We start from the raw sequence: 20,843 nt of genomic DNA, 5'->3' as shown, positions 1-20,843 counted from the left end.
TGGACACCTTTGATTCTGTATCATCTATGTCCTTTGTAACGCTCGTTTCATGTTCTACACTTATTCTTAAAGGACATGAATTCAGGAGGTACGGATGAACCATTATCAACTGCTCGACATTGAATTTGAATATAGTAGTCAAAAACAGATCATTACCCCGGTTTTGCTTCAAGATGAACGCGATACGATCCTTGTAGATTGCGGCTATCCAGACTTTGAACCTCTCCTTGAAGCAGCAGTGAACAAACATGAGATTACACTACGTTCTCTCACCAAGCTGATCATCACGCATCACGACATGGATCATGTCGGATCACTTGCCGCACTGAAACGAGCATATCCGAGCATCAGTATTATCGCCCATGAGATCGAAACACCATCTATTGAGGGTAAAACAAAATCAAAGCGGTTGGAGCAAGCGGAATCGACATTTGACGCTTTGCTAGAGGAAGCCAAGCCGCAAGCGGAGCAATTTATCCAATTCTTGCAGTCCATTGAGCCGGCAGCCGTTGATCAGACGGTATCTGGTGGGGAATTGTTGCCCTGGTGCGGAGGGATAGAAATCATTCATACGCCAGGGCATACGCCTGGTCATATATCACTGTATCTTCCTGCGAGCAGAACTTTAATTGCCGGAGATGCGGTCGTCATTGAGCAAGGTGGACTTGAAATCGCCAATCCACAATATACATTGGATTTGCCGAAGGCCGTGCATTCAGTTCAGCAATTGCTTGAATATGACATTGAGCAGATCGTTTGCTATCATGGGGGGCTTTTTCACGGCGATGTGAAGCAAGCCTTACGAAAACTCGTAGATATATATCAATCATAGCAAAGCATCCAATGTATTGGTACAGCATGTAACGGTTGGCGGGAAATTTTAAATATAGCAGAACTATAGCTACTTTATTGCGGAAGCAAGTTGTATGATCAAGTCGATAGGCAGAAGGGGGCGATCTAAGTGGGGATTACTATGCCAAAATATAGGCTGGAGCTAGCAGACAAAGAAAAGTTTGCCGTCTACCAGGTGATCTATGCCGATACAGATATTGAGATGTGGTATGACTGGAATACACGTCTTCAAGATACTCAATTTAGTGATCAATGTTATTGGGTTCTGCGTGACGATGTGAGAATCGGCGGTGCAATAATCAATGATGGGACGGTAATGTACCCCTTTTTAATACCACCTTTTGCTGACCGAACGGTCTTTTGGAGAGCACTATTTAGTTGCAGTGATGATATTAAGCACATTAATGGACTCTTACAACAAGATGTCAGTATTTTGCTTACATTCGGATATAAGCTGGGAGCGGTTCGGCAAGTCATGTGCTGCCCGGCTGATGATAGCATAACAGCGGTGCTACCTGATGGATTTTCTGTTCGTTCGCTAGATGAGTCAACAGATATTGCCACGATAGCGAAGATCCTTATGGAAGGATATGCAGGGGGAATTGACTATGAAACTTATGGCGCTCCTGATGAAGCTAAGGCCATAGCAGATGTTCAGCACCTGATGAAGGTCTATGAGCACCGCAATCTTTCGGTTTATGTTTTTGATGAGCAAGAGCAAGGAATTGCCGGGCTTTGTATAGCTGGTATCTATGAAAAAATGCCCCTCGGTTTTGCGGAAGTAGGGGATTTATGCGTTCTTCCTAAGTATAGGAACAATCGGCTCGCCGAAGCTATGCTCAACAATGTGAGGTCAACCGCTTATGCGCATTCACAGGTAGTTAAGCTTTGTGTGACTGTTGGTAATGAGGCAGAGCATCTTTATCGAAAAGTTGGCTTTTATCCGGGACCCCAATTTGCAAATATGAGCAGACAATAGGCTTTGTTAATTGATCCAATCCTCTCGCTTTACCTTCATCAAATAGCTGCTGCCATCCAGCGGAACATAGCAGCAGCTTTAGTTCCTTGACCTCCAAGGGTGCTTCACTTCTACTTATTAAGGATATTGTCCTCAAGCACTTCATATTTGTCCCCATACTGCTTGATAATATGCTGCTCGCCCCAATTGCACAACGAATCAAGGATATACTTCAGACTTTCCCCATATTCACTCAGCTCGTACTCCACCTTTGGCGGAACCTGGTTATAACTAATCCGGTTAATGATACCGTCACTTTCCAGCTCTCGCAACTGCTGGGTCAGCATCTTTTGTGTAATGGCTGGCATCAATTGCTTGAGCTCACTAGTGCGCTTCTTGCCATGGGTTAGATGACAGAGGATTACGCATTTCCACTTCCCGCCGATGACCTCCAGGGTAGCCTCCACCGAAATATTATATTTTTTCTTAACCAATGTCATGGTTATCCCTCCATTTGTTAGAGCTAAATATCCTCATAGGTACTTTTTAGTTACTATGGTACTTTGAAGTGCGTACTATTCGTTTTGAATGTTTTAAACTATCATAGCACTTGCAAGTATTGATGACTAGGGCTTGGCCGAGTGGCATATTATAAGCTCAGCAATTAATCATAGATGGAGGAAGATATAGAATGGCTAACAATCTGCAAGATACAACAACCTTGTCCAATGGGGTGAAAATGCCGTGGCTTGGTCTTGGAGTCTTTCAAGTAGAGGAGGGTGCTGAACTGGAGAATGCGGTGAAAACAGCCATTGTCCACGGTTACCGTAGTGTGGATACCGCTGCGATCTATGGCAATGAAGAAGGGGTAGGCAACGGAATTCGCCAAGGACTTGAAGCTGCCGGCATTTCCAGAGAAGAACTGTTCGTGACTTCCAAAGTGTGGAATGCGGATCTCGGTTATGAGTCCACCATTGCTGCATATGAACTGAGCTTGAAGAAGCTTGGGTTAGAATACCTCGATTTGTATCTGATCCATTGGCCTGTAAAAGGCAAGTATAAAGAAGCCTGGAGAGCGCTTGAGACCCTTTATAAAGAAGGGCGTGTCAAAACGATTGGAGTCAGTAACTTCCTTGAGCACCAGTTAAAAGACCTGCTCGAAGATGCTGAAATTAAGCCCATGGTCAACCAGATGGAATATCACCCGCGCCTGACGCAAAAAGATCTACAAGCCTTCTGCAAAGCACAAGGCATTCAATACGAAGCCTGGTCTCCACTAATGCAGGGCCAATTGCTAGACAACCCTGAGCTGCAAGAAATTGCTGCTAAATACGGCAAATCTATTGCACAAATCATCTTGCGTTGGGATCTTCAAAACGGTGTTGTTACCATTCCGAAATCCACCAAAGAACACCGTATTGTCGAGAACGCTTCGGTCTTTGATTTCGAGCTGTCCGCAGAAGATATGAAACGAATTGACGGATTGGATCAACACCTGCGTGTCGGCCCAGACCCGGACAACTTCGATTTTTAATAGTGCATGAGCCTAAGTCACTCCCTCGTTCTAAATGGAATGGGTGGAGTGATCTATCTTATATCAGGGTATGTGAATACAAAGGAGGTATGGATATGAAGCTACATGTAGAAGGCAAAACCGCACTGGTGACTGGATCAACATCAGGAATTGGCAAAGCGATTGCCAAATCGCTGGTGCAGGAGGGTGCAACTGTTCTGATCAATGGACGGCATGAGGATAAGGTGAATCATACGATCCGAGAAATTAAGCAGGAGCACCCGGAAGCTGAGCTATATCCAGCGGTGGCGGATCTGGGAACAGAGCCGGGCTGTCAGAAGCTTTTGAAGGAATTCCCGAAAGTCGATATTCTTATCAACAATCTGGGGATTTTCGAGCCTGCTGAGTATTTTGATATTCCGGATGAAGAATGGTTCAAATTCTTTGAGGTTAACATCATGAGCGGAGTTCGGCTCAGCCGTCATTATTTGAAGCAGATGCTAGAGAGCAATGAGGGCAGAATTATCTTCATCGCCAGTGAGGCTGCAGTGATGCCTTCTCAGGAAATGCCTCATTACAGTGCAACCAAAACGATGCAGCTATCGCTTTCCCGCAGCTTGGCTGAGCTGACGAAAGGGACAAAGGTGACGGTGAATACAGTCATGCCGGGCTCTACATTAACAGAAGGCGTAGAAACTATGCTGGGCACCCTGTATCCGGAGGATAAGCTGACGATTGAGGAAGCGGAGACCAAGTTCATGAAGGAGAATCGTCTAACCTCCATTATTCAAAGGCTGATCCGGCAGGAAGAGATTGCGGATGTTGTCGTCTTTCTCAGCAGTCCGCTGGCTTCGGCAATTAATGGCTCAGCTATGCGAGTGGACGGCGGCTTGGTTCGCAGCGTATTCTAAAGCTATAGAAATTACAACTATAACTCTTGTCGTACTCCTTGGCGTATTGCTACGGACTACCTGATTACTGGCGATAACCGTGCCTTGTCGCAGCTTAATCAGATGAACAGTTGGATTCAGACTAAGGTAGGGGGCGCACCTGGCAGCATCAAGGATGGCTACAAGCTGAATGGAACTGTGTTCGGCAGCTACAACAGCGGTGCCTTCTATGCACCGTTTGGGGTTAGTGCAATGACCTCTTCAAGCTACCAAAGCTGGTTGAACTCAGTGTGGAACCATACGGCGAGTAGTTCTGCCGAAGGCTACTACGAAGATAGTATCAAATTGTTCTCGTTGCTTGTGATGTCAGGCAACTGGTGGACATATTAATGGTTCTTCGTGTTTTCCTCGTTTCCCAATTAATCTCCCAGGGATCCGGCTCTTTGCCGGATTCCTTTTTGTTTATACACCGCCAGCGATCTATTCTGGATCGGCAAGCAGATTTGCTTGTTCAAGCGAGGGGATGAGGAATTTAGGATCAATAGGGGATGACATTACGATGAGAACAGTGTAGGTTCCATAGGGATCGCACTGCTTGCCGAATTCTTCAAGTGATTTGGTAGAGTCGGTCATTACTTTCAGCAGGTAGTTGTGTTCTCCACTAATGCGATAGCATTCAACAACCTCAGGTGCAGAACGGCAAAAATCCAGGAAGGGATAACATTCCTTTGTCCTAAACAGTACATAGGCCGCAGCACCTTTGCCGATTTTCTCAGGGGAGATCACTGTGCGATACGCCTCAATGACCCCATTCTCTTCCAGACGGCGTACTCGCTCAGTAACGGCTGGTTGCGATAGGCTGACAGCTTTCCCTAACTCGGTCATTGAAATTCTCGCCTGATTTTGCAAATGAAACAGAATCTGCTTATCTATATGGTCCATGAGAACGCTCTCCTTTAATTCTGAATAATTCCTCTCAAACTACCTCATTTTCCTTTGTAAAATGAAGCAACTAACTGGTTTGTCTTATGTAATCAAAGGGACTTGATTTATATAATAAACTCACCCCGGAAAAGTAAGCAACATGATATTGTTCAGAGAGGATGAGTGTCATTGAATAAATTATATTGGAACAAAGAGAAACAAGTGAATTTGCAAGCACGTATAGATGAGGTCATCGATCATACGCTCGCCGATAAAAGGTTAGCAGGTGCCGTTGTTAAAGTATCAATTGGTGGGGACTTGGTGTATAACCGTGCTGCCGGTTTTGCTGATCGGGAGAACAATTGCCCCATGCATGAGGATGCGTTGTTTCGGCTGGCCTCTGTATCTAAGCCTATTGTTTCTACAGCTGCTTTGGTATTGGTATCACAAGGCCGACTGCACTTGGATGACCGTGTAGACCGCTGGCTGCCAGAGTTCCGTCCACGGTTGCAGAATGGTGAAGTTGCGACATTGAGTATTCGTCACCTGTTAACACATACCGCCGGACTGACGTACCGCTTTTTTCAAGAAGAGAAGGGTTCCTATGAGCTTGCGGGTGTATCTGATGGGATGGATCTGGCGGATATCACATTCGAAGAGAACCTGCGCCGACTTGCTTCTGTGCCGCTTTTGTATGAACCAGGGACGCAGTGGAAATATTCTATTGCTACAGATGTGCTGGGCGCAGTAATTGAAAAGGTAGCAGATGCACCGCTTGGGGACGCTGTGCGTTCGCTGGTGACAGGCCCTCTGGGCATGAGTGATACCGGGTTTACTGCAGTCGATCCGGAGCGGCTGGCTGTTGCTTATGCTGATGATCCTGCTGAGCCACGTCGCTTACTGGATTTTGATACCGTACCATTTGTAGAGGGGACGGCAGGTTTCCGGCTTGCTCCTGTCCGGGCAACAGATGCGACAGCTTACCCTTCAGGTGGAGCGGGTATGGTCGGCAGTGCGGGCGACTTTTTGAAGCTGCTGGAAGCCTTGCGTAAGGGGGGAGAACCCTTGATGAAGGAGGCAGTGGTTCGAGAGATGACTACCAACCAGATCGGTGATCTTCCAATGGCTTTTTGGCCAGGCAGAGGGTTTGGTTTAGGCTTTATTCTGCTCAAAGATCCGGCTGCCGCAGCTACTCCTGAATCACCGGGGACTTGGCGTATGGGAGGCACCTATGGTCATTCTTGGTTTGTAGACCCTTCGCAGCAACTCAGCGTAGTAGCGTTCACGAATACTGCACTGGAAGGCATGTCAGGCAAGTTCACTACAGATCTTACCGAGGCCGTTTATGCCGGGATCAAGCAATGATAAGAACAATTAATCCCCTTTTCTCCTTGTTATTATTGTGCTGTGGGGTGCTGCTCATACCGGTGGTTTAATCGTAGTTCAGTTATGGATCACTGCTGAAAAGGTGCCCCGTATCAACTAAATATGTAGGTTAATAATAAATCTAGTTACCAGTTCATCACGTTAATTACGTGTTTGAGCTGGTTTTTTAGTGCTCGTCATCATTCTCAACATCCCGGCGCGTATCCTCCTCTATGGATTATTTGGTTCTTGTCAATTTTCAGACAGGGGATTAGAATATAAGCATTGGCTTATATAAGTATGGAAGGAGGAACTAGATATGGAGCCACTGGCCGATATTGCAGATGATATGAAGTTGTTGGGAGATAAGACGCGTCTGGCGATGCTTTCACTGTTGAAGGAGCGGGAGTGGTGCGTGTGCGAATTTGTGGACATCTTTGATATTTCACAGCCAGCGGTCAGCCAGCATTTAAGAAAGCTAAAAACTCAGGGCATCGTTAAGGAGAGCAAACGCGGACAATGGGTACACTATTCCCTGAACGTCGAAGATAAGCCGCATATCCAGGCTGTTCTGGGTCAGATGCCGGATTCCAAGACGATCCTAGCCCTTTTGAATAAAAAAGAAATTGTTGCTTCTTGTGAGTGATATGCGCTTGAAGTAACAAAACTCTGTTTTAATATAAGTATATCATTATATGATTATATTTGTTTTTGATCAGAAACAACTGGAGGTTGTAGCAGTGGCCGCTTGGGCAATTATTATATTTTTAGCCACACTAGTATTTGTAATTTGGCAACCTAAGAACCTGTCCATTGGCTGGTCTGCCTGTGTCGGGGCGCTCCTGGCGTTACTTGCAGGGGTAGTAAGTTTTAACGATGTGCTTGATGTCACCGGGATTGTGTGGAATGCGACGTTAGCCTTCATTGCCATTATCCTGATCTCATTGATTCTAGACCATATCGGATTTTTCCAGTGGGCTGCCTTACATATGGCACGCGCTGCCCATGGGAATGGCCTTCGGCTGTTCGTCTATGTGACTATTCTGGGAGCTGTGGTGGCGGCGCTTTTTGCCAATGATGGTGCGGCGCTGATCCTGACCCCGATTGTGCTTGCTATGGTGCGTGCCTTGAATTTTGATGAGAAAAAAGTGTTCCCGTTCATCCTCGCTAGTGGGTTTATCGCCGATACGACCTCATTGCCGCTTGTCGTCAGCAATCTGGTTAACATCGTGTCCGCCGATTTCTTCGGCATCACCTTCATGGAATATGCGGGCCGGATGATCATCCCAACCTTATTTTCACTGGTGGCTAGCATTCTGGTGTTGTTTCTCTTTTTCCGCAAAGTCATCCCGAGGAAGTTCGACAGCGCTCAGCTAAAGAATCCTGTAGAAGCGATCAAAGACAATCAGATGTTCAAGCTGTCCTGGGTCGTGCTCGTGATTCTGCTTATCGGCTATTTCGTCAGCGAATTCCTGAACATCCCCGTGTCGGCGGTAGCGGGGGTGATTGCGATTTTCTTCCTGCTGATGGCAAGGAATAGTCCGTCCGTCAACACGAAGGAAGTGATAAAGGGAGCGCCTTGGGCGATCGTGTTTTTCTCCATTGGGATGTATGTCGTGGTGTATGGGCTGCGGAATGCTGGTCTTACAGATTTACTGGCAGAGGTGCTGCGGGCGGCGACAGATCAGGGGTTATTCGTTGCAACGATGAGTATGGGCTTTATGGCAGCGATCCTCTCCTCAGTGATGAACAATATGCCTACGGTACTAATTGATGCGCTCGCCATTGATGCTACACACGCGACAGGAATCATGAAGGAAGCCTTGATATATGCGAACGTTATTGGGTCGGATTTGGGGCCCAAGATTACCCCGATCGGTTCGCTGGCTACGTTGCTCTGGCTACATGTACTTTCTACTAAAGGCGTGAAGATATCCTGGGGGACGTACTTTAAGACAGGAATTATCCTGACGGTTCCGACACTGTTTATTACCCTGTTGGGACTCTATATATGGTTAATTATTCTTTAATATAAAAGGAGATTAGTGAAAATGGAGAAGAAGACTCTATATTTTCTATGTACAGGCAACTCTTGCCGGAGCCAGATGGCCGAAGGCTGGGCGAAGCAATATTTGAGCAAGGACTGGAATGTCTACAGCGCCGGGATTGAAGCCCATGGACTGAACCCCAAAGCGGTACAAGCCATGAGCGAAGTCGGTATTGATATCTCTGGCCAAACGTCTGATATTATTGACTCCAACCTTTTGAATAACGCAGATCTGGTGGTAACCTTGTGTGGCGATGCCGCAGATAAATGTCCGATTACCCCGCCGAAGGTGAAGCGCGAGCACTGGGGGTTCGATGATCCAGCCAAGGCTCAGGGACCAGATGAGGAGAAATGGGCAGTATTTCAAAGAGTCCGTGACCAGATCCGTGCACGTATTAAGCAATTTGCGGAGACAGGAGAATAAGGATGGCGGGCTATCACGAACTTATTGAAGGTAAAGTGTATATCGGCGGGGAGAACGGTTTGCTGGAGGCGCTTCAGGAGCAGGAAATTTCGGATGTGTTTGATCTGAGAGACAACGGCACCAAGGCAGAGGGTTTTCCAGACCATGTTAACCGACATCATCATCCGATAGTGGAGCATGAGAACGGGCAGGAGGCCTCTGTACAACGAGCAATCCTGGCCATCAGCGAAGCTGTAAGCAGTGGGAAGACGGTCTATTTTCACTGCGCAGGTGGACGTAACCGCACAGGAACGGTTGCCACGGGACTACTGATGGAACTTGGGGTAGTTTCTACGGTAGAAGAAGCTGAAAACTTAGCCAGAGAAAAACGTCCGGATATTCATATTAAAGGTGCAATGCGTGAAGTATTGAACCGATTGTACCCGACTGGAGTTTAGTCATTTTAAGAAAACCTAAGAATGAACTAGTAATGAAATTTAAGGCTTCCTCCGCTACTTTGTGAAGGGAGCCTTTTAGCGATGAGTGAAATTTGAAGCCAGCTTATGGTCAAGCACAATCTATGCTTTTGTACATTTATAGCACATCGTGTAAGATGAATTCAGATGTTCATTTCGTACCGAAGGAGCTGTGTCACGATGTCACAAGCTGAAACTATAAAGCTAACTTCTCTATCAACTAAAGGGGGCTGCGGTTGTAAAATTGGTCCTGCCGATCTGATGCAAGTTCTGCGTAGTCTTCCTCCGACTGTACCTAACCCGGATCTGCTGGTTGGATTGGATACCAGTGATGACGCAGGGGTATACCGTTTAAGCGATGAGTTGGCTTTGGTGCAAACCGTCGATTTCTTTACCCCGATTGTGGACGATCCGTATTCTTTTGGTCAAATTGCCGCAGCCAACGCACTTAGTGATATTTACGCCATGGGCGGAAAGCCGCTGACGGTACTGAATATTGTAGCTTTTCCTATTTCGGTTCTGGACAAAAGCATTCTTGCCGATATTTTGCGCGGTGCGGGCGACAAAGTGAAGGAAGCTGGAGCAACGCTAGTAGGCGGTCACTCCATTGATGATAAAGAGCCTAAATTCGGACTGGCTGTTACAGGTCTTGTGCATCCTGATAAGGTAAGAACGAATGCCGCAGCACGCTCGGGCGACAAGCTGATCTTGACCAAACCTATTGGTGTTGGCATCCTAACCACTTCTATCAAGAAAGACCAGTTATCGCCGGAAGAAACAGAGCGGTTGACTACTGTAATGTCTACACTGAACAAAACAGCCGCCGAAATCATGGCGCCTTATGATGTCCATGCCTGCACGGACGTTACCGGCTTCGGATTATTGGGGCATGGCTCGGAAATGGCCAAAGGCAGCGGGCTCGGGCTGATCATTCGCCAAGCTGATGTTCCTGTGCTTCCGCGAGTTAGGGAACTGGCTGAGAAGGGATTTGTTCCTGGAGGAACCAAGAACAATTATGCCCATCTGGAAGGACAAGGCAGCATTTTGTATCCGGAGGAGATGGATCAGCTGAGCCGCTACATTCTCTGTGATGCAGTGACCTCGGGCGGTCTGTTGATCGCTGTAGCTCCAGAACAAAGCGAAGAATTGCTTAATGAGCTTAAGGGTGCCGGCGTAGAAGCGGCATTGATCGGAGAGGTAACGGAGGATCACCCTGGGCAGATCTCGGTGATATAGCATAGCCTTACGTCAGAGGAGAGAGACTATTGTTTGAGGATATTTCGCTGGAAGACTTGAGAAGACTGAAGAACAGAAAGCAATTTACGGTGATCGATGTCCGGTCTCCTTCCGAATACAAGGATGCCACGCTTCCGGGCAGCCTGAATATCCCTTTGTTTGATGATCAGGAACGGGCAGAAGTAGGGACGCTTTATAAGCAGACCAGTGTGCAGGCCGCTAAAGAACGGGGGCTGGAGATTGTCTCGGCAAAGTTGCCGACCTTCATCAAAGAGTTCGCTGCCATCCAGGGGGACAAGGCTGTGTTCTGCTGGAGGGGCGGCATGAGAAGCCGTACAACGGCCACTGTGCTTTCTCTGATGGATATTCATGCTTACCGGCTGACTGGCGGCTATAAGGCCTATCGTAAGTGGGTGCTGGATGAGCTGGAGAATTATGACTTCAAGCCAAAGTCTTATGTGATTCATGGCAATACCGGTACAGGGAAAACAAATCTTTTGCATCGCTTAAAAGCATCCGGTCATCCCGTTCTGGACTTGGAAGGCATGGCTGGGCATAGAGGCTCCATCTTCGGGCAGATTGGACTGCATCCGCACAATCAGAAGACCTTTGACAGTCTGCTAATGGAGGAGTTAATTGCTCTGGAGCATTCCCCTTATGTTCTGTTTGAAGCGGAGAGCAAGAAGATCGGCAAGGTGGTCATGCCGCAGTTCATGGCCCAGCAGAAAGAAACCGGGACCCAGATCTGGATAGAGCTGCCGATGGAGGCCAGAGTGCAACAGATTCTGGAGGATTACCAGCCGGAGCTTTTTAAGGACCAGTGTATTTCAGCTTTTCGGAGCATTAAATCCCGGATCCATATTCCGATTGCGGCAGAGATTGAACGGAATTTGCAAAGTGATAGGTTCGGAGAGGCAGTTGCACTGCTGCTGGAACATTACTATGATCCCAAGTATGACCATTCCTCCAATCAGTATGAGAATGTCGAGCGTATTACGCTATCGGTCAATAACTTGGACGAAGCAGAAGCGGCGGTACTTTCTTTTTTATCAAGTCAAAAGCATTGAGTTAATCTATAGATGTTGTCTAAAAGGTTCCTTTCACTTGTGTGAAGGGGACCTTTTGTTTTACGATTTATGTATTTTAGAGGGGGGCAAAATCCTTATGGCAAGAATAGGCTGTTATCACGCGCATTATTCCAATATTGAGCACATCGAGAATGCTTTGTCCGGCTATGAGGTGGAGCTGGTACATTTTGTAGATCCAGGCCTTGATCGCATAAAAATGGACGCTGATTTTAATAATGAAACTGTGGAAACCAAGGTGAGAGAGACCCTACATTGGATTTCGGGTTGTCATGTGGATGCCATTCTGATTACCTGCACTTTTTTTACCGCAGTATATCGGGAAAATCTTCACCCATTGCCCATTCCCGTCATAAAGATAGATGACCCGTTATTTCAGGATATCTGTCGCTCTGCTGAACCTGTCCTGTTCATTTTCACCAATCCCAATACGGTTAAAGGGACGATGGAACAGTTCCAACATTATTGCCAGGCGGCGCGTCATACGGTGCTTGCAGAAGCCCGCATGCTGGAGCATACGTTCAGTCTGATCATGCAGGGGAAAAAGGATGAGTACACCGCACTAGTGTCGTCTGGCTTAAAGCAAGCGGCGCAGGAGAACCCAGGTGTTCGCATCGTTGCTGCCCAGCTCTCCATGGCTCCTGCGGCTCGGAAGGTGGAACAGGAAACAGGCATACCTATCGGTAACCATCTGAATGCCTTGACCGGTTATATGATTGATAAGCTCTCCTTAGGGAAGAAGAAATATATAAGATGAACAAAAGAAAGAAACGAAAAGCGAGGAGGAGCGAAGGGGGAAGTTTGGAACTGTAGGAGCGCAGCGTTCGCCTGAAAGCTTTCCGCAGGAAAGCTCGCATCGGAAGCATAAGCTCTCCAGATTTCAACCGCAAGAAGAGGTTAATAAAGGAAATCTGGGGACAACAGCGACCGGAAGTCCAAACATTCCACCGCAGCGACGACGGAGCCTTACGTTAGGATCTTAAGTTCATCTTATATAAATGAATTTAAAATGAAAATATTTGAAATGAAAATCTATTTACATTTTACATGGAAGGGACTATAATTCAACTATAAAGTTGCATCGAGGAAACTTTCGTGTATATAGACAACTTTCCCGGGCAAGAGGAGGGATAGATATGTTGGAGCAACAAGTTGTGGAACAAAAGTTGATAAAAGAAAAGAAAGTTAAAATATCTGCACAAGCTGTATTGGACGGAGAAGTCAAAGGCCTGAAACGGCTACTACCTTTTCTCGGACCTGCCTTTATAGCAGCGGTTGCCTATCTCGATCCCGGTAATTTTGCCACCAATATTACTGCGGGGTCCAAATATGGATATCTGCTATTATGGGTGATTGTCGCATCGAATCTGATGGCGGTATTGATCCAATCACTGTCAGCCAAACTGGGCATCGCTACCGGCAAGAACTTGCCAGAGATTGCGCATGACCGTTTTCCGAAGGGCGTATCGATTTTCCTCTGGATTCAAAGTGAACTTGTAATTATCGCTACAGATTTGGCTGAGTTTATAGGGGCAGCCTTAGGGTTGTATTTATTATTCGGCATCCCGATGTTACCGGCCGCTTTGATTACCGCAGTTGGGTCGTTTGCTATACTAGAGCTGCAGCGGCGCGGGTATCGTTCATTAGAAGCGGGAATAGGGGCCATGGTATTAATCGTCGTGCTGGCGTTTACTTTCCAAGTGATTGTATCCAAACCGGATATGGGCGCAGTAGCCGTAGGCATGTTTACCCCCAGATTCGATGGTGTAGACAGTATTCTATTGGCCGCAGGTATTCTGGGCGCAACGGTAATGCCACATGCCATCTACCTACATTCCTCGCTGACGCAAGATCGTGTGGTCGGCCGGGATGAAGCGGAGAAGAAGAAGATCTTCAAGCTGGAACTGGCGGATATTATCATCGCTATGATCATTGCGGGTGCGGTCAACATGGCGATGATTGTAGTCTCCGCGGCATTGTTCTTCAAGAACGGGATGGTGGTTGAAGACCTTGATGTTGCTTTTCATCAATTCCGTGAGCTAGCCGGACCTGTTACCGCCGTTTCCTTTGGACTTGGGCTACTCATTGCCGGATTGTCCAGCTCTTCAGTGGGCACCATGGCCGGAGATGTTGTTATGCAGGGCTTCATCAATAAAAGAATCAATTTGTACCTGCGCCGGGCGATTTCCACGATTCCACCACTCGCCATTATTATTGCCGGTGTGAACGCAACAGACGCGCTGATTATGAGTCAGGTGGTGCTGTCGTTCGGGATTGCTTTTGCACTCATTCCTTTGATTATCTTCACAAGCAACCGTGAAATTATGGGTGGACTGGTCAATCTGCGGATTACCTCCATCACAGGCTGGATTATCTCCGCGCTGGTGGTTCTCCTGAACTTATTCTTGGTCATTGAGATGCTGTATTAAAAAAATAAAGCTCCATAAATAAGCCCAGGCCACTTATCCTTGTAGAACGGATAAGTGGCCTGGGCTTTTGATATGCAGTATGCGAATAATTTAGCGTCTGAAGTAATCGGCCAGCCCGTTGGCGATAGCCTGGGCGGCTTTTTTCTGATAGGAGGCTGTGCGGGCCATCGCCTCATCAGAGGGGTTAGTGAGAAAGCCCAACTCCATCAGAGCTGAAGGAATCGGATTCTCTCTAAGGATGTGATAATCACCGAAGGACACGCCGTTGCTCTTCAGGCCGATGCCTTGTCCCAACCGGGCTTCAATCGCCCGAGCCAGCCTGAGGTCAGTGCCTTCGGAATAGTAGAAGGTCAATGTTCCGGAAATTTTCTTCGGTGAAGAATTATAATGGATGCTCACAAATGCATCCGCCCCAAGCGTCTTGCCGAGCGCAGCACGCTGAGCCAGTGAAGGCTTCACGTCTTTCGTACGGGTCATCTCGACCCGGGCGCCTGCCGCCCGCAGGTAGTCACGGACATAGAAGGCCGTCTGCAGGTTCAGGTCCTTTTCCAAGGTCCCGTAGGTAGTGCCCAGCATGCCAGGGTCACTTCCGCCATGGCCGGGGTCGACCACGATCAGCTTGCCCTTCAGGCCGCCGGAAGAAGGAGGTGGAGCGCTGCTTGTGGAGTTTGCTCCGCTACGGATGTATTGATCCGCGACCCAGCCGGTATCTCCGCTGGCTGTGCGGATTTTGAGCCATCCGTTCTGACGTTGCAGGATGGTTACCGTATCCTGCGCTTGCAATGAACCCAGCGCGCTATAGCTGGTGCCTGGGCCACTCCTAATTCGCAGGGAGCTTGCAGTAACCGTTGCTTTGGCGCTCACGCTGTTTCCAGTGGAAGTCTTGACTGTTGGTGTTGCCTTGACCGCTGTGCTCGTTCCGGCAGTGGGCGTACCGCTCGTCTTCTGAAGGTAGTAGCCAGCAACCCAGCCGGAAGTTGAACCGGATTTGACCTTTAGCCAGCCATGCTGTTCGTCTGTGACACTTACCACCATACCGCTCTTCAATGTCCCCGTGATGACTGCATTCTTGGCCGGCTCGCTGCGCACATTCAGAGAATCAGCATTTACCTTGGCAGTATAGCTGACCGCGGCAGCGGCTTTGGGAGGCTGCAGCCCTATGCTGAATATGCATAAGGCCAACATAGCAATGCCTAATAGTTTCTTCATAGGTACCTCGCTTCCGGGAGATATTCTGGGGCTGAATCGGTAAGAACCAGCCTTGGGTTCTTTACCCAATTCATGAATCAAGGAATTAGATAAAGCCCGTGAAGCTATAGATTATACCATGGAGACGCTGCAAAAAAATCAGGCAGAAGACCCTTTTATAGGGAGGCTGGAGAGGTCTTTTTGGCAATTTCCCGCCGTACGACAGGGGCTACTTCGGTGGCCAGCAGTTCGATAGCCGATGCCACCTTGCTGAAAGGAAGTCCGCCGATATCCAGTTGAGTCATGAAGCGGTTGTGTCCGAACAGTTCATGCTGATAGAGGATTTTCTCAATAATTTGCTGAGGACTGCCCACAGCCAAGGTATTATCGAAGGCGGCGTATTGACCGAACTCGCTGCGAGACACTGTATATCGCTGGTCTCGGCTCGGGCTGATAGAATTACGGTAGCTGTGATAGTATGGATAAAATTCATCTAGCGCCTGCTGCGTAGTATTCGCAATATAGCCATGACTTGTTATAGCAATCTTCAGAGATTCGAGGGAATGGCCGGCCTCCACACCGGAACGGCGATAGCTATCGGCAAGCTCCTTGAAAGGTGCTGGATTTCCGTTCAGGATCGCAATGGCCAACCCTGCACCCAGTGCACCGGCTTTCTCGGCACTCTCGGGTGATCCTCCGACCCCAACCCAGAGCGGAAGCTTATGCTGTACAGGACGAGGCGCAATCTCTGCATTTCTGAGAGAAGAGCGGAACGAACCCTCCCAGTTGATAATCTCATGTTGATTCAGCTCTAGAAGGAGCTGAATGTTCTCGGCGAACAAGCGATGATAGTCTTCAAGGTCATAACCGAACAGAGGAAAAGATTCGAGAAAAGCGCCGCGCCCGGCGATGATCTCGGCCCGTCCATTGGACAGCAGGTCAAGTGTGGCAAAATCCTCGAAGACCCGGACGGGATCAATCGTACTAAGCACGGTAGTGGCGCTGGTCAGCTTGATTCGGCGTGTGACCTGGGACACAGCCGCCAGGACGACAGGCACCGAGGAGATGACAAAATCCAGCCGGTGATGCTCCCCGACACCAAAGATATCAAGTCCTGCCTCATCAGCTAGCTTGGCGGCAGCAATCACCTCATCCAGCCGCTGTTGCGGGGAAATCGTTTTTCCAGTGTGACAGTCGGTCACAATATCTCCAAGCGTATAAATGCCAAATTCAAATTCAGGTACAGCCTCTTGTTGTATAGGATTACTCATTCTTCCGAACTCCTTGCTATTCATAGATTAATTGGTTAAAGCATGTCCGTATGGATGCAATACATGCATTATATCATAATCACTTACGAATTGTAAGTTTGTGAGTTATTGTTTTTATGTTTGTGTGACATATTACTGTAATTATTTGGGTTTTCGTTATATTCTAAATTATAGCAAAACGAGGAGGAATTAATCGCTCATTAGAGGAGGCGTTAAGTAGGTATGGCACTAAGAAAAAGAATGAAATCCTATATTCATGCGACTGTAGCCACATTGGGAATACTGCTTGTTGCAGGTCCCGTCCAGTCTGTTGCAGCGGACTCACCTACTTCTTACATTGGTTCAAATTTAGGTAGCTATTATTCCAATTTACCCTCGCCTGATGTTCTATGGAGCAACACCATGGATACTCCGCCGCCATACTACAGGATGGGCGATGGGGTTATTACTGTTGGAGATGGGAAGGTCTATGCAATTCAGAAGGGGCAACTCCTTGCTATTAATGTGCAGTCCGGTACAATCATGTGGAAATATGGCTCTAAGTTAACAGCGCCGCTGCTCTATCAGGATGGCATAGTGTACATTTCATCGGAAGCGGGAACTCTCTATGCTGTTAATGCTGCAAGTGGCAAAAACAAGTGGACTTCGTCGGTGAATAGCAAGGATGCCAAACTACTGGTTGTTAATAAGGATCAGTTGTTTGTGAGCAATGGTGATATTGGCGCTTACAATCTGAAAAATGGCCAATTCCAGTGGCGTGATCAGCTCAGTGAAAAGCTATTCGATCAGATCAAGGTGGAGGATGACCTTATTTTGGCTCAAAATGAGGTATCTGGTGCCTATTCATACAATGTCTTGCATGCGTTTGACCGATACAGCGGGAAACAACTTTGGGATAGTAGTCGCCATGATCTGCCGATAGCATCACAAGCAGGCACGCTTCTTTCACAAAGAGAGCCCACCTTGCTGGATCATTTGCCCGTGACCACACTGGATACACTTGATGCAAAGACGGGGAAAGTAATCAAGACGGTGGAATATAACCCGACCAATCTGGATACAGCTGCAGTCAAGGAGAGTTTGAATAGTGGAGGAAAAGCATGGATCGGCGGGGATCGGATTTATATTCACGGGAACCGTAGCGTATATAGTTATCCGTTGAATGTAGATCCTGCCAAGGCTACTAAGGAGTACTATTCTATAGCTGAGAATATGGATTATGCAGCAGGGCCATACGATGGAAGGGTATTATTCAGCAATGGAACAGCGATCTATGGGGTCAAAACAGCTAATAAATCCCTCGTTACATACAGTGGGCTGAACAACTCTATTGCCCGTTTTGACCTTTTAGGTCATGGCATGTATGTGGCACAGAGTGACGGAAGTCTGACGGCGATCAACCTGATTACAGCTGCCCCTGTATTAAACATTAACCTCACAAGCCGATCGTTCGGGCCAACGATACTTGAGAATGGGATTATTATCGTACAGGGTGAGCGTAATCTTGTCGCGTTTAAAGAACCGACGGCACTGCGAATGAATTAAAAGAATATGTAAAAAAGAGAGGGGGATCGGATGGAACCGATGTCCCTCTCTTTATATGCTTTGGATCGTAATCACTAACGTTTATTATGGGCCGATAAACGCCTCTATTCACATTGACTTTCATGCAGTTATACCAGATATTTATAGTAAAGATTTAAACTACTAAATAGCTTGCTTAATGCTAGCCTTACTCCACGAAACGGCGGTGGGACACATGACGGGGCATCAGTCGGATAAAGAAGATTCCCGGTTAAAAAACGTGCAAGGCGGGGAAGGAGCAGGTGAAGCTTTTCTCTCCCCGGAAGAAACTTGGACAAGTGTGAATTCTGGTGTAACTGGATTGCTGGGTTATTCAGAAGAGCAACTACTGGGACGGCCATTGAGCGAGTTTTTACACGAAGACTACAAGGAGCTTTATCTTAAACGAATGGGAGCGCTGGCAGCGGGCGAGGTCCCTTTTTTTGAGTGTACGGTGAAGCTGTTGCATCAGGATATGAGTCCTGTTGCTTTAAGCATTCGGATCACGCGGATCAATGAACCGTCGACGGGGAAGCTTCTATTTTATACGGTGCTGCTAATGGGACTATCAGAATCCGGATACAAAGAGAATCTTCTATGTGATAGCCCTGATTTGTTCCGGCTGATTACGGATAAAGTCCGGGATGTCGTATACGTGGCGACACCGGACAGCCTCTGTCGGTACTGCTCGCCTTCTGTTCACGAAGTGCTGGGTTATGAGCCGGAACAACTGGTAGGGCAAAATGTCAGCAGTTATATTCATCCAGATGATCTCATGGCGCTCCAGATGCCGGGCGCGTTGGCTTATAGCAGTGTTCAACTGCGTACCCGGCATGCGGAGGGGCATTATTTGTGGATTGAGTATACGCTACGTGTACTGGAGGAGGAAGGCGTTCGTGGCATTGTTGCGGTAGGCCGCGACATTACAGAACGCAAAACAGTAGAGCGGAAGCTGCAGGAATCCGTGGAGCGCTACACATCCCTCAAGAAATATAACCATGATGCGGTGATTTCCCTGGGGCTGGAAGGCGATATCATCAATGGGAACGACAAGGCCTGTGAATTGACGGGATATACGATCCCTGAGCTGGCTGGAATGAACGTATCGAACATTGTGGGAGCAGAGCACCTGAATGACATTCTGGAGCATACTTCCGGGAAGCACTGGGGAGAACGGAACATTGACCGAATCAGACACAGGGATGGTCATATGGTTGAGGTGCTGACCAGTATTGCACCTATTGTCATTAATGGAAACCGGGTAGGGTTCTATATTATCGTCAAAGATATTACTGAGCAGAAGAAGCTCATGATTGCCAAAGAGACGGCCGAGCAAACGAACCGCGCCAAGAGCGACTTCCTGGCGATGATGAGTCATGAGATCCGCACACCGATGAACGGAGTGATCGGGATGACCGATCTGCTGCTGGAGATGAGCGAGCCGCAATCGGTACAGCACGAATACCTAGAGATTATCCGCCAGAGCGGAGATACATTGTTGTCGATTATTAACGATATTCTGGATTTTTCCAAAATTGAGGCCGGCAAGACGGAGCTGCACGAGGATCGTTTCGATTTGCGGCTCTGCATTGCGTCTGTAATGAGTGTGCTATGTCATAAAGCGGAGAATAAAGGACTGCACATCGAGACTCAGGTGAATGCTGAGGTGCCCACACATCTGCGGGGAGATGGGGAGCGACTTAAGCAAGTATTGCTCAATTTGGTGGGCAATGCGGTCAAGTTCACCTATACTGGCAGCATCGTGCTGGAGGTAAGGGTCGCAGAGCGGAAAGAAGGCAGAACCCAGCTGGAATTCTCCGTCTCCGATACCGGGATTGGTGTTCCGGAAGAACTGCAGGACCGTTTGTTTGAGCCCTTTTACCAATTGGATCATTTTATGAATCGGCGGCATGAGGGGACGGGGCTTGGACTAGCCATCACGAAGAAGCTGGTGGAGCTTATGGGCGGACAAATTACCTTGCACAGGAGAGCGGAGTCAGGGACCACGTTCGTGTTCACCGCGGTTTTTCTGGATGACGAGGATGCCACACTAGCCGAAGTAGGGCAGAACGACGCACACTCTATGACTGGAGCCGAGGATCGTCCCTTGCGGATTCTAGTCGCCGAAGATAATGAGATTAACCAGATTGTTCTGAAAAAAATGCTGGAGAAACGCGGGCACTTCGTGGAGCTGGCAGCTGACGGAACCGTCGTTATGCAGCGAATAACCAGCGGATCTTTCGATCTGGTCTTTATGGATATACAGATGCCGCGCATGAACGGTCTGGAGGCTGCGAAGTCCATCAAGGAGACGCTCCCGCCGGAGCAGCATCCGATTATTGTTGCGGTAACGGCGAATGCACTGAAGGGTGATCGGGAGCTGTGTCTTACAGCAGGGATGGATGAATATATTAGCAAGCCGATCACTAGCGAGACCTTAACGGGAGTGATCCGCAAGTTTTTTTAAAAGCGAGCGCAGAACTGGGAAGGATAGGATGGGCCGGAAAAAAGGCTTATTCTGTCCTTTTTGCTACGGTATTAGGCGTACCGTTAGGAGAAAGATAAACTGAAATAGTGGGAACACACAGCTCTGACGATCTTCTCCCTCCACTGGAAACGAAGTTCGGATCAAGCAGGTCATTG

General features: G+C 47.9%; 20 protein-coding genes. 16 read left to right on the top strand and 4 right to left on the bottom strand.

Going from position 1 to position 20,843, the window contains the following annotated elements:
• Window positions 1-94 precede the first annotated feature (94 nt).
• Together ACFORK_RS24800 and ACFORK_RS24795 are read left to right on the top strand one after the other, a co-directional pair.
• Window positions 95-832, top strand: coding sequence for an MBL fold metallo-hydrolase (locus ACFORK_RS24800; protein WP_379204153.1), 738 nt, complete (start codon window positions 95-97; stop codon window positions 830-832).
• A gap of 129 nt (window positions 833-961) precedes the next feature.
• A complete protein-coding gene (locus tag ACFORK_RS24795) occupies window positions 962-1,831 on the top strand; it encodes a GNAT family N-acetyltransferase (protein ID WP_379204151.1) in 870 nt (289 codons plus the stop codon).
• A gap of 110 nt (window positions 1,832-1,941) precedes the next feature.
• Here the strand turns inward: ACFORK_RS24795 and ACFORK_RS24790 are convergent, their stop codons facing one another.
• On the bottom strand, window positions 1,942-2,304 hold the full coding sequence (locus ACFORK_RS24790) for a winged helix-turn-helix transcriptional regulator (protein WP_379204261.1): 363 nt from the start codon (window positions 2,302-2,304) through the stop codon (window positions 1,942-1,944).
• Window positions 2,305-2,501: 197 nt separating this feature from the next.
• On the opposite strand from ACFORK_RS24790, the gene ACFORK_RS24785 reads away from it, so the two are divergent.
• From ACFORK_RS24785 to ACFORK_RS24775, 3 genes are all read left to right on the top strand, one after another.
• Window positions 2,502-3,344 (top strand): aldo/keto reductase, encoded by an 843-nt coding sequence (locus ACFORK_RS24785; RefSeq protein ID WP_379204149.1) that lies wholly within the window; start codon window positions 2,502-2,504, stop codon window positions 3,342-3,344.
• A gap of 95 nt (window positions 3,345-3,439) precedes the next feature.
• Window positions 3,440-4,234: an SDR family NAD(P)-dependent oxidoreductase gene (locus ACFORK_RS24780; RefSeq protein WP_379204147.1), complete on the top strand. Its 795-nt coding sequence runs from the start codon at window positions 3,440-3,442 to the stop codon at window positions 4,232-4,234.
• Window positions 4,235-4,318: 84 nt separating this feature from the next.
• Window positions 4,319-4,603 (top strand): hypothetical protein, encoded by a 285-nt coding sequence (locus tag ACFORK_RS24775; RefSeq protein WP_379204145.1) that lies wholly within the window; start codon window positions 4,319-4,321, stop codon window positions 4,601-4,603.
• A 90-nt stretch (window positions 4,604-4,693) separates the two neighbouring features.
• On the opposite strand, the gene ACFORK_RS24770 is transcribed toward ACFORK_RS24775, so the two are convergent.
• Window positions 4,694-5,155 carry an Lrp/AsnC family transcriptional regulator gene (locus ACFORK_RS24770; protein WP_379204143.1) on the bottom strand — a complete coding sequence of 154 codons (462 nt, stop codon included), beginning with the start codon at window positions 5,153-5,155 and terminating at the stop codon, window positions 4,694-4,696.
• Window positions 5,156-5,326: 171 nt separating this feature from the next.
• Between ACFORK_RS24770 and ACFORK_RS24765 the strand changes: the two genes are divergently transcribed.
• From ACFORK_RS24765 to ACFORK_RS24725, 9 genes are all read left to right on the top strand, one after another.
• Window positions 5,327-6,502, top strand: coding sequence for a serine hydrolase domain-containing protein (locus ACFORK_RS24765; protein WP_379204141.1), 1,176 nt, complete (start codon window positions 5,327-5,329; stop codon window positions 6,500-6,502).
• A gap of 319 nt (window positions 6,503-6,821) precedes the next feature.
• Complete coding sequence (locus ACFORK_RS24760) at window positions 6,822-7,148, top strand: ArsR/SmtB family transcription factor (protein ID WP_379204139.1); 327 nt, start codon at window positions 6,822-6,824, stop codon at window positions 7,146-7,148.
• A gap of 49 nt (window positions 7,149-7,197) precedes the next feature.
• Window positions 7,198-8,532: an arsenic transporter gene (locus ACFORK_RS24755; protein ID WP_379204137.1), complete on the top strand. Its 1,335-nt coding sequence runs from the start codon at window positions 7,198-7,200 to the stop codon at window positions 8,530-8,532.
• Window positions 8,533-8,553: 21 nt separating this feature from the next.
• Entirely contained in the window at window positions 8,554-8,973 is a 420-nt protein-coding gene (gene arsC / locus ACFORK_RS24750; RefSeq protein WP_379204135.1) for an arsenate reductase (thioredoxin), read from the top strand.
• A gap of 2 nt (window positions 8,974-8,975) precedes the next feature.
• A complete protein-coding gene (locus ACFORK_RS24745; RefSeq protein WP_379204133.1) occupies window positions 8,976-9,410 on the top strand; it encodes a protein-tyrosine phosphatase family protein in 435 nt (144 codons plus the stop codon).
• Window positions 9,411-9,608: 198 nt separating this feature from the next.
• Window positions 9,609-10,664, top strand: a complete 1,056-nt coding sequence (gene selD, locus ACFORK_RS24740; protein ID WP_379204131.1) for a selenide, water dikinase SelD — start codon at window positions 9,609-9,611, stop codon at window positions 10,662-10,664.
• A gap of 29 nt (window positions 10,665-10,693) precedes the next feature.
• Complete coding sequence (gene mnmH / locus ACFORK_RS24735) at window positions 10,694-11,731, top strand: tRNA 2-selenouridine(34) synthase MnmH (protein WP_379204129.1); 1,038 nt, start codon at window positions 10,694-10,696, stop codon at window positions 11,729-11,731.
• 97 nt (window positions 11,732-11,828) lie between these two features.
• Window positions 11,829-12,506, top strand: a complete 678-nt coding sequence (locus tag ACFORK_RS24730; RefSeq protein WP_379204127.1) for an aspartate/glutamate racemase family protein — start codon at window positions 11,829-11,831, stop codon at window positions 12,504-12,506.
• 379 nt (window positions 12,507-12,885) lie between these two features.
• Window positions 12,886-14,178 carry an Nramp family divalent metal transporter gene (locus ACFORK_RS24725; protein WP_379204125.1) on the top strand — a complete coding sequence of 431 codons (1,293 nt, stop codon included), beginning with the start codon at window positions 12,886-12,888 and terminating at the stop codon, window positions 14,176-14,178.
• Between the two features lie 90 nt (window positions 14,179-14,268).
• Here ACFORK_RS24725 and ACFORK_RS24720 read toward each other — a convergent pair whose 3' ends face one another.
• Together ACFORK_RS24720 and ACFORK_RS24715 are read right to left on the bottom strand one after the other, a co-directional pair.
• Window positions 14,269-15,387, bottom strand: a complete 1,119-nt coding sequence (locus tag ACFORK_RS24720) for an N-acetylmuramoyl-L-alanine amidase family protein (RefSeq protein WP_379204123.1) — start codon at window positions 15,385-15,387, stop codon at window positions 14,269-14,271.
• Window positions 15,388-15,542: 155 nt separating this feature from the next.
• On the bottom strand, window positions 15,543-16,637 hold the full coding sequence (locus tag ACFORK_RS24715; RefSeq protein WP_379204121.1) for an LLM class flavin-dependent oxidoreductase: 1,095 nt from the start codon (window positions 16,635-16,637) through the stop codon (window positions 15,543-15,545).
• Window positions 16,638-16,859: 222 nt separating this feature from the next.
• Here ACFORK_RS24715 and ACFORK_RS24710 point away from each other — a divergent pair, with 222 nt between their 5' ends.
• Complete coding sequence (locus ACFORK_RS24710; RefSeq protein WP_379204119.1) at window positions 16,860-18,182, top strand: outer membrane protein assembly factor BamB family protein; 1,323 nt, start codon at window positions 16,860-16,862, stop codon at window positions 18,180-18,182.
• Between the two features lie 178 nt (window positions 18,183-18,360).
• On the top strand, window positions 18,361-20,667 hold the full coding sequence (locus ACFORK_RS24705) for a PAS domain S-box protein (protein ID WP_379204117.1): 2,307 nt from the start codon (window positions 18,361-18,363) through the stop codon (window positions 20,665-20,667).
• Window positions 20,668-20,843 lie beyond the last annotated feature (176 nt).

The organism is Paenibacillus sp. GCM10012306 (assembly GCF_042649265.1).
Classification (GTDB): Bacteria; Bacillota; Bacilli; order Paenibacillales; family Paenibacillaceae; genus Paenibacillus_AQ.
Note: the sequence above shows the minus strand (reverse complement) of the source record. Positions and strands in the feature narration are given on the sequence as shown.